This is a genomic window from Nocardia sp. SYP-A9097, from assembly GCF_009649815.1.
Classification (GTDB): Bacteria; Actinomycetota; Actinomycetes; order Mycobacteriales; family Mycobacteriaceae; genus Nocardia.
The window spans coordinates 113,367-127,386 of the sequence record NZ_WJIC01000005.1 but is presented as its reverse complement, the minus strand read 5'-3'; the positions used below and the strand labels follow the sequence as shown (position 1 = coordinate 127,386).

Sequence of the window (14,020 nt, the reverse complement as noted above, 5' to 3'; positions counted from 1 at the left end):
CTTCTCACCGTGGCACCCGGGTGCTCGTGCCCGGGGCCGGGCGTTATCGTCGAGTGGTTGATCGACGTCGTATACGGAGGGCTTCCACAGCATGACGGTTCCGGTGGATACGCTCACCATCCCCGACCATATTCAGGGCTATCCGGAGCTGGCCTTCGGCGGGTATGTCGCGGGCATGCTCGCGGACCGCAGCGGCGCGAGCACCGTCCGCGTCGACTTCCGTCGTCCCATCGCGGTATCCACCCCGGTGATTCTCACCTCCGACGCCGGCCACTCCGCCCTGACCTCCCCCGACGGCACCCTGCTGGTCGAGGCCCGCCCCTCGGTGCTGACCCTCGAGGCCCCGCCCGCGCCGTCCTGGCCGGAGGCAAAGACCGCGACGGAAACCGCTATTTCCAACCCCAACCGGACGATCACCGCCTGCTACGGCTGCGGTGCTGCCTGCGCCCCGGGCCGCGGCATCCGCCTCTTCTCCTGGACCCGCCCCGGCCACCGCATGATGACTGCCGCCTGGACCCCCGATCCGGCCCTGGCCGCCGAGAACGGTGAACTCGGCACCGAGTCCGTCTGGTCGGCTCTGGACTGCCCCGGCGGCCTGGCGGCCTTCGCCTACTCCGAGATGGCTCAGGGCGCATTCACCGCGGCCCTCACCGCCACCCAACTGCACCCCATCCACGCGGGCGAGGATTACATCTCACACGCCTGGCCGATCACCCGTGACGGCCGTAAACACACAGTCGGCGTAGCCCTTTCGACACCGGACGGTGAACTCTGCGCGCTCGCCGAGGCCCTGTGGATCGAGCCCCGTATCAGCTGAGCCCGCAGTGCCGCACCAGGCCTGGATCGGCGAATACCGAGATGCGAAGCAGTTCACCGGCATCCACGGTGAGCACCGCGATACCGAACGCCTCATACGAACCCTCGGCATTACGGTGGTACGCCGCGGCGGCGGGCTGACCGTTCGCGGAGGTGGGGAGCATGCGCCAGTCGCCGGGCGCACCCAGCGCCTGCGCGGCCAGGAATGCGACGCAGGTTCGCTTGCCGGAGAACCAGGTTCGCGACGGCGGCATCTCGATGACGGCGTCACGATGCAGGATGCGTTGTAGCGCTTCGGCATCAGAGTTCTCGAAGGCGGCCATATACTCGGCCAGCAGCGCCTCACCGCGCGGGTCGGTGGGGTGATTGGGCCGCGAAGCGGTATCCGCTATCTCATCCAGATGGGCACGGGCACGCTGTAATTGACTCTTCACCGCCGCCGTGATGCTCCAACGCCGTCAGGCACGCGTTCGTCGCGATCCGATACAGCCAGGTCCGCACCGAGGATCGCCCCTCGAACCCGTCGTACCCCCGCCACGCGCGCAGATACGTCTCCTGCACCACGTCCTCGGCATCGTCGGGCGAACCGAGCATGCGATAGCAGTGCGCCAGTAGCTCCCGCCGGAGTCGATGCGCCGAGTCTTCCTGCGCCACATGGGTATTACGCCCTCGACGTACCGAGCTCGCTTCCGCTCCGCCGTAACGCGTTGAGGCTAGCGGTGGTTATGGTCGCCGCCGTGGTCGCCGCCGTGGTCGCGGCCGGATTGGTCGGTGCCGGGGCCGCCGTCCTCGCCACCACTGTCGTGACCGAATGTGCACGCCGGGTTGGCGTCATCCTGATACGGGCATGCAGGATTGGGTGGTGCGGGGTCGCCTGGGTCGGCGGCGGCCACGCCCGCGGTGGCCACCCCACCGATAATGAGGATCGCGGCTGCCGCTGCTCTGAGTGTCCTTTTCGGCATAGTGAGCTCCCGTCGTATTTCATTCACATGAGCACTGCACGGTCTCTTCTTCGACACTTCTACAACCGCCGACATTACGCGTCCACTGGGTTAGCTCGTCAATTGCTGTGTGACTCAATGCACAGCGAGCACCGAGCCGATCGCGCCCTGAGTCTGGTAGATCTTCGCCGCCACCTCATCGCACATGGCCACGAATTCCAGGGTGGAGCGGATGCGCGAATCCGGGCGCGCGCCGTCGTCTCCCTTGCAGGTCACCTGCCGGTCATAGATCACCCGGCCCGGCTTCGCGCCCATGACGAGCACCCGGGTGCCCAGGAAGATGGCCTCTTCCACGCTGTGGGTGACGAAGACGACCGTCTTGCGGAGCTCATGCCACAGGTCTAGCAGTTCGAGTTGGAGTTTCTCCCGGGTCATGGCATCGAACGCGCCGAACGGCTCGTCCATGAGGATGATGCGCGGGTCGGTAGCCAGTACCCGCGCGATCTGGCAGCGCTGCTGCTGACCGCCGGAGAGTTCATAGGGTCGGCGACGGGCGTACTCACCCAAGCCGACCAGTATGCGGAGCCCAATGCTGGTGTGCGGCGGGCTGATCGGCGGCCGACTGGCGCAGCGGTCGGCCGTGACGCAGATCAGCCGCGTCACGGCCTGGGTGATACTCACAGCGGCGGCAATGCTGTTCACCGCCGGATTCAGCGGCTAGTTCACAGATTGCCGACGGTGTGTTCCAGCCGCTGCGCGACCAGCTCGCGGGCCTGCTCGCGCAGCGCGGGCCGGAAACCGCTGGGGTACACCGGATCTCCGGGCAGGTAGGTCTTGAGGACCTCCTTGGCGAGGGTGATCTTGTGCACCTCGGTGGGGCCGTCGGCGATGGCCATGACCTGCGCGTAGTTCATCATGTCGACGAACGGCAGGTCGGTGCTGACGCCGATCGCCCCGTGCAGGTGCATGGCGCGCTGGGCGATATCGTGCATGACCTTCGGCATCGCAACCTTGATGGCCGCGATATCGTGCCGCACCTTGCGGTAGTCCTGCTCCTTGTCGATGCGCCAGGCCGTGCGCAGTACGAGCAGCCGGAACTGCTCCATTTCGATCCAAGATTCGGCGATCTTCTCCTGCGTCATCTGCAGCCCGCCGAGCACACCCTTGCGCATGGGCCGCGACACCGCGCGCTCACACATCATGTCGAAAGCCTTGCGCACCATGGCGACCGTACGCATGGCGTGATGCACCCGGCCGCCGCCGAGCCGGGTCTGCGCGACGATGAATCCGAGCCCCTCCGCACCGAGCAGGGCGTCGGCGGGCACGCGCACATCGGTGAAGCGCAGGTGTCCTTCGTTCTCGCTGAAACCGGGGACGGTGAAGTTGCGCACGATCTCCAGGCCCGGGGTGTCCGCGGGCACGACGAACATGGACAGCCGCTTATGCGGTTCCGCCTCGGGATCGGTGACGACCATGACGATGTGGAAGCTGGCGAATTCGGCCGCCGAGTTGAACCACTTCTCACCATTGATGACCCACGAATCACCATCGCGCACAGCGAGAGTCTTGAACGCGGTCGGATCCGAGCCGCCGGTGGGCTCGGTCATGACATAGCAGGACCCGATCTCGCCGTCGAGCAACGGCTGCAGATACTTCGCCTTCTGCTCGGGAGTCCCGAAATGCGCGAGGATCTCGGCATTGCCGGAATCCGGTGCCTGACAACCGAATACCAGCGGAGCCCACTTCGAGGTGCCGATGACCTCATTGAGCAGCGCCAGTTTCACCTGACCGAAGCCGGGGCCGCCGAGTTCCGGTCCGAGGTGACACGCCCACAGTCCCTGCTCTTTCACCTTCTCCTGCAAGGGTTTCATGAGCGCCTGGATCTCCGGGTTCTTCCGGTCGTAGGGCTCCGGGTAGAGCAGATCCAGGGGTTCGACCTCGGTGCGCACGAACTCCGCGACCCAGTCCAGCTTCCGCTGGTACTCCGGATCGGTTTCGAAATCCCAAGCCATGGTCAGCCTTTCGGTGTGATTGCGGCAGGTGTGGCAACACCGCCGAGAATGGTGGTGGTGAGAATGTCCGCGATCCGATCGGGGCTGTGCTCGCCCTCGGGGTGATACCAGGCGCTGACCATATTCAGCATGGCCACCACACTGTTGGTGACGACGTGGTCGGCGGTGTTCAACACCGCCGCCGCATAACCTTCGTCGAAGACCCGCTGCCAGCTGCGCTGAATGCCGTCCCGCAGTTCCTGTAGATCACGAGCGCGTTCGCCGCTGAGCGCACCGGCATCCCGCAGCGCGATAGTGACCTCATGCCGGTGTTCGAGAATCAGCCGCACATGACTGCGTATCAGACTGCGCAGCTTGTCCATCGGCGCGTCATCGCTCTCGGCGATACGCGCGGCGGCTTCGAGCATCAACTGGGTGTAGTTGCGCCGAATCTCGAAGAGCAGCTCTTCCTTGGATCCGATGTGGTAGTACAGCGCCCCACGCTGAATACCGGCCCGATCGCCGATCTCGCCGACGCTGGTGGCGTGAAACCCCTTCTCCGCGAAGAGTTCCAGGGCTGCGCGCACAATCCGCTCCCGGGTCTGTCCCGGATTCGATTCGGCGGCGGGCGGTCGTCCGCGCCGCCGCGCGGGCACTTCGGTCATCGCCACTCACCATCCGATCGCGGGGTCGATCAACCCGACGGAAATGTTCCGCCCAGTACATTACATGTACCCGGAACATCGGTACCCCGAACCACCGCCGCATACCCGCGAGTAACATGACGGGCGTACTTTTTTGCCAACCCGGCTATCTCGAAACGAGGCAGTAGATGACAGAGCGGATTCAGGTCGGCGGACTCCAGGTCGCGCGCGTGCTTCACGATTTCGTGGAAAACGAGGCTCTTCCCGGCACCGGCGTAGACTCCGCCGCGTTCTGGTCGGGTGCCGAGACCGTTATCAATGACCTCGCGCCCCGTAACCGTGCTCTGCTGGCAGAACGCGACGACATCCAGGCCAAGATCGACGAGTGGCACCGCGCCAACCCCGGCGCCGGCTACGACAAGGCTGCCTACAAGCAGTTCCTCACCGAGATCGGCTACCTGCGTCCCGAACCGGCCGATTTCGGAATCGGTACGGAAAACGTGGACGCCGAAATCGCCACCACCGCGGGCCCGCAGCTCGTGGTTCCGGTTATGAACGCCCGCTTCGCCATCAATGCCGCGAATGCCCGCTGGGGTTCGCTGTACGACGCGCTGTACGGCACCGATGCCATCCCCGAGGCCAATGGCGCGGAAAAGGGCAAGGGCTACAACAAGGTTCGCGGTGACAAGGTCATCGAGTGGGCCCGCAACTTCCTCGACGACGCGCTGCCGCTGATCACCGGGTCACACCTGGGCACGAGCAAGTACGCGATCGTGGACGGCGAGCTCGAGGTCACCCTCGAGGACGGCACCGATATCGGCCTGGCCGACGGTGACGCGCTGGTCGGCTACCTCGGCACCCCCGAGGACCCCACCTCGCTGCTGTTCAAGCACAACGGCCTGCACATCGAGATCCAGTTCGATCGCGAGTCCCCGGTCGGCTCCACCGACGACGCCGGCATCAAGGACGTCGTGCTGGAGTCCGCGATCACCACCATCATGGACTTCGAGGATTCGGTCGCGGCCGTGGACGCCGAGGACAAGGTGCTCGGCTACCACAACTGGCTGGGCCTGATGAAGGGCGATCTCTCCGAGAACGTCGCCAAGGGCGGCAAGACCTTCACCCGCACCATGAACCCGGACCGCGTCTACACCGCGCTCGACGGCAGTGAGCTTGTACTGCACGGTCGTTCGCTGCTGTTCGTGCGCAATGTGGGTCACCTGATGACCTCGGACGCCATCCTGGACAAGGACGGCAACGAGGTGCCCGAGGGCATTCTCGACGGCCTGTTCACCGTCCTGATCGCCAAGCACGCGCTCAACGGCGACACCGAGCTGAAGAACACCCGCACCGGCTCGATCTACATCGTGAAGCCGAAGATGCACGGTCCGGACGAGGTCGCCTTCACCAACGACCTGTTCGAGGCCATCGAGGATGTCGTGGATGTCCCGCGCAACACCCTCAAGGTCGGCATCATGGACGAGGAGCGCCGCACAACGGTCAACCTCAAGGCGTCCATAAATGCGGCCAAGGACCGCGTGGTCTTCATCAACACCGGCTTCCTGGACCGCACCGGCGACGAGATCCACACCTCCATGGAGGCCGGGCCGATGGTCCGCAAGGCCGAGATGAAGACCCAGCAATGGATCAAGTCCTACGAGGACTGGAATGTCGACACCGGCATCGCCGCGGGTCTGCCCGGTAAGGCGCAGATCGGCAAGGGCATGTGGGCCATGCCCGACCTGATGGCCGACATGCTGGTCCAGAAGATCGGCCACCCCAAGGCCGGCGCGAACACCGCCTGGGTGCCCTCGCCGACCGCGGCCACCCTGCACGCCACCCACTACCACCTGGTGGACGTGTTCAAGCGGCAGGCCGAGATCGCCAAGGGCGGCCCCCGCGCCACCGTCGACGAGATCCTGGAAATCCCCCTGGCCCAAGACACCAACTGGACCGCCGAGGAGATCCAGCAGGAGTTGGACAACAACTCCCAGGGCATGCTCGGCTACGTGGTGCGCTGGATCGACCAGGGTGTCGGCTGTTCGAAGGTGCCCGACATCAAGGACGTCGGCCTCATGGAAGACCGTGCCACCCTGCGCATTTCGAGCCAGCTCATGACCAACTGGCTGCGCCACGGCATCGTCACCGAAAAGGATGTGCTCGCCAGCCTCGAGCGCATGGCCCCGGTCGTGGATCGCCAGAACGCCGGCGACTCCAGCTACCACGCCATGTCCCCCAACTTCGACGCCTCCATCGCCTTCCAGGCGGCCAAGGAGCTCGTGCTCGAAGGCACCAAGCAGCCCAACGGCTACACCGAGCCGATCCTGCACCGCCGCCGCCGCGAAGCGAAGGCACAGAAGTTCTGCTGATAGCCCAGCGGGATTGAACCGAGGAACCCCCGATCGACATGCTCGATCGGGGGTTTCGCGTAGGTGGACATCGCGGGAACTTACTCGAAGCGGACCGACAACTTGGAGGAGTTCGCTGAGCTGCGGAACCGGCTGAATCGACTCAACTCAGCATGGCCATCGACCAGGTCACCCACGCTTCGCGATGGCCGGTCAGACATTCGTAATCACGAATGTATGGGCGGCGCAGGCAGATCCAGGCCAATGAGCGCTCCACGAGCCAGCGGCGCTGCAGTACCATCAAGCCGGTCATGTTGTCACTGCGTCGCACGATTTCCGGGGTGATCTGGAGTTTCTGCTGGCCCAGGTGACGAGGGTAAGCCTCAATTTGCCAAGAGTTGCGCCTGCTGGGCTTGGAGTTTCATGAACGAATTCGCGACATAGTCGGTGAAGGCCTGCGGGTACTGGACCAAGCTGAACAACTCGTCGTAGTCGCCCGACTCCCACTGGGCCAGGACGACCTCATAACCGCGGACGTGGGTGAAATACACCATCGCGCACTCCGGCATAGTCTCGTCCAACAGCAGGTCGGCGTAGGCAAGAAGAAGGTCGCACACCTTCCGAGAGGTCGGCTGCAGAACGGTGGTCATCCACAGTCGGTATATCTCGCGCTGGTGTGCATCGATCCGCGCGACACTCTCCGATGTCCGCTTGTCGAACAGCCCTTCCGGGTCATAACGGCCCCTCATCGCTCGGTAGGCAATGCCGTTTGACTGGGTCATGGCGTACATCGGCCCGTACAGCCGACTGAGCTGACTCTGCACCCGAGTCAACTGATCAAGATGGCGGTTGTTCCGAGCTGCACTCCAGTGAGTCAGCACGAAGCCAATCCCCACTGTCAGAACACTGGCCGTTGCGGTGATCAGTGCTGTATTCACCTGCGCTCCTGGGAATCTCAGCAGTTCTCACCAGCTTACGTTGGCGGCGCGATGCGGAACAACACGCGCACTAACACGCCGTACACCCTGTTGCGTAGCTGAACTGATCCCCGATACGCCCATTAGCAGCAGCGCTCGGCAGCAGGGAGACAGCAGCATGGGGATGGAAGTCGTTGTCGCGCTCGTGATTGCCTGGGCAATGGGCAAGGCGCGCCGTGTCGGCAAGCGAGTCGATGATCTTACCGGCGAGGCACTCGACGCCACGGTGGATCGGGTATGGGAAGTTGTCGCGCGCAAGCTAGGCGCAGCTCCTTCGATCCAGCAACTGGTGAGCCAAGCGAAGGAAACGGGCGACGCAACGCCTAAAGTGCGCGCCGAAGCACAACGAGCACTGGCCGAGGCTGCAGCGACGTATCCCGAATTCGAGGCTGAGTTGCAGGCGGCACGCGAGCAGGATCGCCCTCCACATACCACCATAATCACCCAGACAGGCACGGCATCTCGTGGCAGCGTCGGTCCGATCAACGCAACCGGCCCGGTGACTGTCAGTACCTCGAACGTAGAGAAGACCATCAACAAGTGGGTGACCCGCGCCGCCTACGCCGTCGAGCAAAATCCACGCACTGCCATCTTCGGTGGGATCGCCCTCCTCGTAATTATCGTCGTCGTTGCCTCGTGTGTGGCAACAGGATTCGACGAGAACCGATCAGCTCCCAGCACCACCGTCGCGCCCGCCTCGGTGGCCGCCTCCACTGTGTCAATCGCATCAACCACGCCTACTCGAACGACCACAGCCACGCCAGCACATGGGCTATTGACCCAAGCTATTGCCCAAGACCGGCATTCGATTGAGTACGGAGTAGTTGACCTGACATCGGGAAACTATATTCCGTTCAAGAAGTTCACGACATCAACGGCGACTTTTTGGGACCCACTCCACGATGTTTCGCCTGATTGGAAGCTAATGGGAGCATCAGCGACAGTCGGTCGGGAAAACCATGCCGGATGGGTTGACGATTCTGGACAATTCACCGATGTCACCGCGCTCATCCTGAAGAATTCACCAGCTAAGCCGGATTTCTCCAGACCGATCAATCAAAGCGCCATCGGGTTCGACAGCGCTGGCGCTTTATATTTGGAGGACGCGACAGAAGTAAAATCCACCGGCGGCGGGGTAAATATCCTCAAGGTTTGGCCAGGTAGCCCTGCAGCCGTCGTAGATACTTTGACCACAACCAAGGGATCCTCGTGGGCACACTCATACTTCTGGAATTGGCATCACGACTTAACACCGATTCCAGAGGATATCTCATGCTCGTCAGTCCGGTCACTCAACGACTTCATATGGATTGATCAGACTCGTTATGTGACCGCGCAGGTCAATGGCAACCACCTACTAATTTGGAACTCCACATCCACTATGTGCCCACTGGAGACAAGCGGCGAGAAGTACGAATCCAAGCTGTTGCCCGATGAAAGCCAATACACGGTGTCGGATCCGTACGTAAATCCAGCAGGCGACACGATCGCCTTCTTCTCAGACACTGGGAATTTCGCCGGAATGTATACAGTATCAGTCAGCGGTGGCAACCCGACGCGCACAGGAGTTACCTCGGCTAAGCTGCACAACCACAGGATTGTTCGATGGATTTGAAATTCACCGGACGGGACTTCCTAGCGGCGCTCCTGGGCATCGAGTTCAAACAAGATCCACCTTCCGAATATGTGCGACCACTCCGCTTCTTGAGAAGATAGTGTTTTGACGTCCCAGAAGATCAGCCGCACAGTCGGACATCACCGCCTAAGACGCTGGCGCCAACTATGCTTGGATTTGCGTGGGTCTCAAGTATCAAGCCCAGCGAATGGATGGATGCCCTCACGTGATGCAACAGATCGACTATGATTCGCCAAATCCAGGGCCGGTGCCGCATGCCCGATACGCCGACAATCCTGATTCGATTTTTTATGGCATTGCAAGACCTCTTAACAAGAGGATTGCGCGGCGCGCCGACAAGCACGTAACGAGACGCGCTCTCTATCGGATGTCCAGACTATGGGTTCCTTCATAGCCCTTTCCGGGCTTCTTGTAGCAGTTTGCGGATTGATCTGGCAGGTACGGGTATTTGCACACCAGGCAAAAGGATCGCGCCTTGCGATAGACCGCGCCACGAAAGAAACGATCGACGAGAATATTCGTCAGCGTCAGCGATCAACGCTGGACTTCATCGGTACCACGATCGAGCGGCAGCACGCGCTGTACACCAAGATCAATTCCGATCCCAACTTCCTCAGCAAGGCGTCCGATCACGACCGACAGGAGTTCATGGACCTGCGGTCGTACCTCGGGTATCTGGAGAACATCGCGGCTGGCGTCAACATGGGAATCTTCGACCGGGATGTCGTCGACCGGACCGTGGGCAACCGACTGATTCGTGCGTGGGAACGATACGGTGACTGGATCCAAGATGTACGCCGACTCCAGCACAATGGGCGGTTGTACGAGGAACTTGAGAGTCTCGTGAAAAAGCTGCCTCCGCTCACACTTGCACCGCAGTCGAACGCAAAGCTGGCCAAGCAGCCATGACAGTCCACGTTCCGTGCTTTGCAGCACATGTGATGGACGCCCGGACCCATCGTTGTGGCTGCCTCCCGATCTCCGTCATATGTCATCGGGGTTCAAGATGGGAGATGGCCCGGGTAGCCGCTATGGGTCGGTCCGGCAGAAGCTTCCAGCCTAGATATTCCCGATGCCGGGAAAGATCGTTGGCTTCACCTCGAAGGGGTTCGGAGCAGCGATCTTAAACGGATCAGGGACACTCATCGCGCCGGGTTGGCCGGGAAATGGAGTTCAGGCTCGACGAGCTCCGGCCGACGGCGGGGAGGTGTGGGCGGATTCCGGCGGTGGGAAGCCTGCGGAGACCAGGTCGCTATAGGTTGCGGCGGAGGCGAATCCGAGCATGCCGAGCGCTTGCCCGACCTGCGCGACGTCCCAGGCGGGGTTAGTGTTCTTCGCAATTTGGATGAAATGAGCGCGCAGCGAGGACGGACCGTCGGCGAGGACGACATCGACACCCGCTGGGAGTGGACCCTTTTCGAGCTTCATACGACTGCCGAGGCAGGGGACCAGAAGGACCAATCCACGAACTGGCACATGCTCGCGCCCAGGGGCGGAACGCAATTGGCGGGCCAGGTCCAGGGTTTGGCGGTAGACGCGTTCGAGCGGGTCAACAGCACCGTCGTGGGACGCCGGTACGCCGTCCACGGTCCAGGGTTCGTCCCGCGCGCAAATCAGGGTTCCGATGAAACGCTCAGTGAATCCGTGTACCGCGACCACAACACAGGTGGACGGCGTCCAGATCACCATATCGGCGGCCTGGCACTGCACCAGCGTGAGGCCGGGCACTGCATAGGATCTGAGCCAGGCCACAACGGTTTGCTCGGTGTTCGACAACCGTGACAGGTCGTTGTTTCGGACTTTCACCAACATGTGCCCTCGGTGGACAGGCTTAACCATCGAGTTTGTTTGACCGTGGGCGGTGTCGCGGTGAAGTTGGGATTCCTTCGAGTCCGTCGGCGGTCGTGGGACGGGTGCGTAGGCAGTCGTAGTGAGCGCACGAACGACATCGGTGACCAGTGCTGCACAGGTGGGGTATCGGTCGTCGGGGGTTCTTGGCCAGAGCGGTGGTGAGTACCGCGTCCAGATACGGCGGCAAGTTCGGGCAGCGATCGCGGGGCGACGGGATGGGCTCGTTCACATGGGCGTAGATCGCTGCTGCGGGATCCTTGGCGGGATACGGGATGTATCCGGTAAGGAGCTGAAAGAGTGTGCAGCCCAAGGAGTAGACATCGGAGCGGTGACCGACATTCGCACTGGTAAATCGCTCCGGTGCGGCATAGGCGAAGGTCGCGACAATACCGGAGGCGGTCACGGTGTCATCGAGAGCACGGGCGATCCCGAAATCGGTCAGCACCGGCCGTTCAGCCCCATTGTGATGCTCGAGCAGAATGTTGAGTGGTTTGACATCGCGGTGCAGCACACCTTGTCCATGGGCGTAGTCCAGTGCCTGAGCGGTACCGGCGATAAGCAGTGCTGCTCTGTCAGGGTCCAGCCCACCCGGCGCACCACCCAAGAGCGCTGCCAGGTCACCACCGGCGACGTAGCGCATCGATAGCCACAGATGTGTGTCCTCGAGGCCGTTCCGGTCATAGACGGCAACAACATTGGGGTGGTCGAGCCGGGACACAAGTTCAACTTCCCGATCGAACGACGCACGAGTCTTGGGATCACCGCTGAACCCATCGTGGATCACCTTCAACGCCACGCCCCGCGGTAACCGCGGATGCCGCGCCAGATACACCGTGCCCTGCCGACCACCTCCGAGCGCCCGCACGATCACATACCCCGCCACTTCCTCCCCGGGCCGCAGCACCACCACTCCCCCTTACCGAGACACCCTGACACACCGCAGTATGCCGAAAGATCCTGTACCCCGCGCTGGTACCCGATTGGCACACCTTCGATTATGTTCGAATCGGACCTGTCGGCAACTACGGCGATTGAGCGCGATGATAATCTCTTCCCCGGCATCGGGGTATTCGGCTGTGCCGCAGCGGCCTCCGCTGTTCTGGACTGTCTCGATGGGTATGGTCACCGTACTGGTGGCGGCGTGCTGTTTGTGGGTGCTGTGGGAGTACGCCTCGCGCGGGGATCAGTTGAGCGCGCTGTTACTCGGGGGCTGGGCGTTGGTGATCACCGGTGGGATCTGGGTGGCGGTCGCGGTGGCCGGGGTGAACGCCTATGGGGCATGGCGCATTTCGGTGGTCGCGCCACTGTTGTTCGTGCTGTCGGTGGCACTTCTGTATACGGGTGCACCGCAGCGGGTGGGGTGGCTGCTGTCCCGCTCGGCCCTGGATCGAGCCGCGGCCACCTGCACCGATGTGGACGGCCTCCGGCGGGTGGGGCTGTATCGGATCGACCATGTGCGGACCATCGACCAGGGCTGCACTTTCAGCCTTGCCGAATCGGGGTTCGGTATCGACGGTTTCGCGTATATCCCGAGCGGCGAACCCCCGCGGCTGCCGCCGAACGCCAGTGCCGGAGATCGTTATCGGCATGTCGAGGGTGCCTGGTACAGCTATGCCAGCTTCCTGGACTTGGCGGCCTGACCGGTCAGCCGATGGTGAGGGCGATCTTGCCCTTCGGATGACCGGTGACCAGGTAGTCGATGGCCGCGGCCGCCTCGGGGAGGGTGAAGGTGCGGTCGATTCGGGGAGTCCAGGCACCGGCTGACGCCAGTTCTGCCACATCCCTGAGCATTTCGGGCTTGGGGAGGGAGAGCAGTCCGGCCAGTTTGTGTTTCACGAAGGCGGAGGTGAGTTGGGCGCGGGCGGTGCGGCCCAGGCCGCCGAACCAGGGGCCGCCGCCTTCGCCGCCGCCGAGGACCAGGGTTCCGGTGGGGGTGAGCAGGGCGCGGAGGTCGGACAGGGGGCGGTTGCCCGCCATATCTAGGATGAAATCGTAAGTGCCGGTGAGGGCTTCACGTTTGTAGTCGATGACCGATGACGCGCCGAGTTCGGTGACGAATTCGGCTGAGCTGCCGCTGCATACGCCGGTCACCTCGGCGCCGAGGTGGTGGGCCAACTGGACCGCCAGGTGGCCGACTCCGCCGCTCGCGCCGATGATCAGGACCTTCCAGCCCGATTGCACCCGACCCACCTCGCGCAGTCCGGTCAGCGCGGTCATACCGGAGATCGGCAGGGTGGCAGCCTGTAGGAAGTCCAGGTTCTTGGGTTTGGGCTGGAACTTCTCCTCTGCCGCACAGGCGAATTCGGCGAACGAACCACCCGTGGTGCCGAAGACCTCATCGCCGCGTTTGAATCGGGTGACCTGCGCGCCGACGGCCTCGACCACGCCCGAGACATCCCAGCCGCGAATGTGTTCATTGGGCCGCCGCAGGCCGAGGGCGGCACGGGCGATCAAGGGCCGTCCGGTCATGGTGTGCCAGACGCTGGGGTCGACGCCCGCGGCGTGCACGCGGATCATCACCTCGGTCGGACCCGGTGCGGGAGTGGGGATATCGTCGTAGGAGAGCATCGCGGTGGTGCCGTATGCCTGCTGGGTGATGGCCTTCATCATGCTTCTTCTTCCGGGTATTCGAATACATCGTCCAGGGCCGCGTCGAACACCCTGGCGATCTGGAATGCCATCTCCAGGGACGGCGAATATTTGCCCTGCTCAATGGCATTGACGGTTTGGCGGGTCACACCGATCCGGTCGGCCAGGTCGGCCTGGGTCATCTCACCGTTCGAAAAGCGCAGGGCGCGAATGTTATTGGTCACCCG

At 62.9% G+C, this 14,020-nt stretch carries 18 protein-coding genes; 6 read left to right on the top strand and 12 right to left on the bottom strand.

Translation table 11 applies throughout. The features are described 5' to 3' along the window. Window positions 1-91: 91 nt before the first annotated feature. Complete coding sequence (locus GFY24_RS13035) at window positions 92-817, top strand: PaaI family thioesterase (RefSeq protein WP_153805297.1); 726 nt, start codon at window positions 92-94, stop codon at window positions 815-817. Here the strand turns inward: GFY24_RS13035 and GFY24_RS41895 are convergent. From GFY24_RS41895 to GFY24_RS13020, 4 genes are all read right to left on the bottom strand, one after another. Next, complete coding sequence (locus GFY24_RS41895; RefSeq protein WP_309230793.1) at window positions 810-1,250, bottom strand: nuclear transport factor 2 family protein; 441 nt, start codon at window positions 1,248-1,250, stop codon at window positions 810-812. The two genes, GFY24_RS13035 and GFY24_RS41895, sit on opposite strands and share 8 nt — an antisense overlap. Continuing rightward, on the bottom strand, window positions 1,210-1,470 hold the full coding sequence (locus GFY24_RS41890) for a sigma-70 family RNA polymerase sigma factor (protein ID WP_309230792.1): 261 nt from the start codon (window positions 1,468-1,470) through the stop codon (window positions 1,210-1,212). Before GFY24_RS41890 ends, GFY24_RS41895 begins: the two co-directional genes overlap by 41 nt. A gap of 59 nt (window positions 1,471-1,529) precedes the next feature. Further along, window positions 1,530-1,778, bottom strand: coding sequence for a hypothetical protein (locus GFY24_RS13025; RefSeq protein WP_153805296.1), 249 nt, complete (start codon window positions 1,776-1,778; stop codon window positions 1,530-1,532). A gap of 114 nt (window positions 1,779-1,892) precedes the next feature. Then, window positions 1,893-2,324 carry an ATP-binding cassette domain-containing protein gene (locus GFY24_RS13020; RefSeq protein WP_309230791.1) on the bottom strand — a complete coding sequence of 144 codons (432 nt, stop codon included), beginning with the start codon at window positions 2,322-2,324 and terminating at the stop codon, window positions 1,893-1,895. A gap of 10 nt (window positions 2,325-2,334) precedes the next feature. Between GFY24_RS13020 and GFY24_RS41885 the strand changes: the two genes are divergently transcribed. Continuing rightward, window positions 2,335-2,478: a hypothetical protein gene (locus GFY24_RS41885; protein WP_228566330.1), complete on the top strand. Its 144-nt coding sequence runs from the start codon at window positions 2,335-2,337 to the stop codon at window positions 2,476-2,478. A gap of 1 nt (window position 2,479) precedes the next feature. Here GFY24_RS41885 and GFY24_RS13015 read toward each other — a convergent pair whose 3' ends face one another. Both GFY24_RS13015 and GFY24_RS13010 read right to left on the bottom strand, forming a co-directional pair. Further along, a complete protein-coding gene (locus GFY24_RS13015; protein WP_153805294.1) occupies window positions 2,480-3,769 on the bottom strand; it encodes an acyl-CoA dehydrogenase family protein in 1,290 nt (429 codons plus the stop codon). Between the two features lie 2 nt (window positions 3,770-3,771). Further along, window positions 3,772-4,413 carry a TetR/AcrR family transcriptional regulator gene (locus GFY24_RS13010; RefSeq protein ID WP_153805293.1) on the bottom strand — a complete coding sequence of 214 codons (642 nt, stop codon included), beginning with the start codon at window positions 4,411-4,413 and terminating at the stop codon, window positions 3,772-3,774. A gap of 167 nt (window positions 4,414-4,580) precedes the next feature. On the opposite strand from GFY24_RS13010, the gene GFY24_RS13005 reads away from it, so the two are divergent. Further along, window positions 4,581-6,761, top strand: coding sequence for a malate synthase G (locus GFY24_RS13005; RefSeq protein WP_153805292.1), 2,181 nt, complete (start codon window positions 4,581-4,583; stop codon window positions 6,759-6,761). 142 nt (window positions 6,762-6,903) lie between these two features. Here the strand turns inward: GFY24_RS13005 and GFY24_RS13000 are convergent, their stop codons facing one another. Both GFY24_RS13000 and GFY24_RS12995 read right to left on the bottom strand, forming a co-directional pair. Then, window positions 6,904-7,053 (bottom strand): hypothetical protein, encoded by a 150-nt coding sequence (locus tag GFY24_RS13000; RefSeq protein WP_153805291.1) that lies wholly within the window; start codon window positions 7,051-7,053, stop codon window positions 6,904-6,906. Window positions 7,054-7,123: 70 nt separating this feature from the next. Continuing rightward, window positions 7,124-7,678 carry a hypothetical protein gene (locus GFY24_RS12995; RefSeq protein ID WP_153805290.1) on the bottom strand — a complete coding sequence of 185 codons (555 nt, stop codon included), beginning with the start codon at window positions 7,676-7,678 and terminating at the stop codon, window positions 7,124-7,126. A 157-nt stretch (window positions 7,679-7,835) separates the two neighbouring features. Between GFY24_RS12995 and GFY24_RS12990 the strand changes: the two genes are divergently transcribed. Together GFY24_RS12990 and GFY24_RS12985 are read left to right on the top strand one after the other, a co-directional pair. Further along, window positions 7,836-9,332, top strand: coding sequence for a hypothetical protein (locus GFY24_RS12990; RefSeq protein ID WP_153805289.1), 1,497 nt, complete (start codon window positions 7,836-7,838; stop codon window positions 9,330-9,332). 399 nt (window positions 9,333-9,731) lie between these two features. Continuing rightward, window positions 9,732-10,262 carry a DUF4760 domain-containing protein gene (locus tag GFY24_RS12985; RefSeq protein ID WP_153805288.1) on the top strand — a complete coding sequence of 177 codons (531 nt, stop codon included), beginning with the start codon at window positions 9,732-9,734 and terminating at the stop codon, window positions 10,260-10,262. A gap of 264 nt (window positions 10,263-10,526) precedes the next feature. Here GFY24_RS12985 and GFY24_RS12980 read toward each other — a convergent pair whose 3' ends face one another. Next, window positions 10,527-11,165 carry a nuclease-related domain-containing protein gene (locus tag GFY24_RS12980; RefSeq protein ID WP_194852846.1) on the bottom strand — a complete coding sequence of 213 codons (639 nt, stop codon included), beginning with the start codon at window positions 11,163-11,165 and terminating at the stop codon, window positions 10,527-10,529. Between the two features lie 19 nt (window positions 11,166-11,184). After that, window positions 11,185-12,111, bottom strand: a complete 927-nt coding sequence (locus GFY24_RS12975; protein ID WP_153805286.1) for a serine/threonine-protein kinase — start codon at window positions 12,109-12,111, stop codon at window positions 11,185-11,187. A gap of 205 nt (window positions 12,112-12,316) precedes the next feature. Here GFY24_RS12975 and GFY24_RS12970 point away from each other — a divergent pair, with 205 nt between their 5' ends. Beyond that, window positions 12,317-12,844 carry a hypothetical protein gene (locus tag GFY24_RS12970; protein ID WP_194852845.1) on the top strand — a complete coding sequence of 176 codons (528 nt, stop codon included), beginning with the start codon at window positions 12,317-12,319 and terminating at the stop codon, window positions 12,842-12,844. A gap of 4 nt (window positions 12,845-12,848) precedes the next feature. Here the strand turns inward: GFY24_RS12970 and GFY24_RS12965 are convergent, their stop codons facing one another. Both GFY24_RS12965 and GFY24_RS12960 read right to left on the bottom strand, forming a co-directional pair. Further along, window positions 12,849-13,814, bottom strand: a complete 966-nt coding sequence (locus GFY24_RS12965) for an NAD(P)-dependent alcohol dehydrogenase (RefSeq protein ID WP_228566263.1) — start codon at window positions 13,812-13,814, stop codon at window positions 12,849-12,851. Beyond that, the gene (locus GFY24_RS12960) at window positions 13,811-14,017 is read right to left on the bottom strand and encodes a helix-turn-helix transcriptional regulator (RefSeq protein ID WP_309230790.1); all 207 of its coding nucleotides are present in this window, start codon (window positions 14,015-14,017) and stop codon (window positions 13,811-13,813) included. The genes GFY24_RS12965 and GFY24_RS12960 overlap by 4 nt, the downstream gene beginning before the upstream one ends. Window positions 14,018-14,020: the final 3 nt, after the last annotated feature.

Coding starts and splice junctions, on each gene's coding strand:
- GFY24_RS13035 (WP_153805297.1), top strand. CDS start 92: ATGACGGTTCCGGTGGATACGCTCACCATCCCCGACCATATTCAGGGC.
- GFY24_RS13025 (WP_153805296.1), bottom strand. CDS start 1,778: ATGCCGAAAAGGACACTCAGAGCAGCGGCAGCCGCGATCCTCATTATC.
- GFY24_RS41885 (WP_228566330.1), top strand. CDS start 2,335: ATGCGGAGCCCAATGCTGGTGTGCGGCGGGCTGATCGGCGGCCGACTG.
- GFY24_RS13015 (WP_153805294.1), bottom strand. CDS start 3,769: ATGGCTTGGGATTTCGAAACCGATCCGGAGTACCAGCGGAAGCTGGAC.
- GFY24_RS13010 (WP_153805293.1), bottom strand. CDS start 4,413: ATGACCGAAGTGCCCGCGCGGCGGCGCGGACGACCGCCCGCCGCCGAA.
- GFY24_RS13005 (WP_153805292.1), top strand. CDS start 4,581: ATGACAGAGCGGATTCAGGTCGGCGGACTCCAGGTCGCGCGCGTGCTT.
- GFY24_RS13000 (WP_153805291.1), bottom strand. CDS start 7,053: ATGACCGGCTTGATGGTACTGCAGCGCCGCTGGCTCGTGGAGCGCTCA.
- GFY24_RS12990 (WP_153805289.1), top strand. CDS start 7,836: ATGGGGATGGAAGTCGTTGTCGCGCTCGTGATTGCCTGGGCAATGGGC.
- GFY24_RS12985 (WP_153805288.1), top strand. CDS start 9,732: ATGGGTTCCTTCATAGCCCTTTCCGGGCTTCTTGTAGCAGTTTGCGGA.
- GFY24_RS12980 (WP_194852846.1), bottom strand. CDS start 11,165: ATGTTGGTGAAAGTCCGAAACAACGACCTGTCACGGTTGTCGAACACC.
- GFY24_RS12970 (WP_194852845.1), top strand. CDS start 12,317: ATGGGTATGGTCACCGTACTGGTGGCGGCGTGCTGTTTGTGGGTGCTG.
- GFY24_RS12965 (WP_228566263.1), bottom strand. CDS start 13,814: ATGATGAAGGCCATCACCCAGCAGGCATACGGCACCACCGCGATGCTC.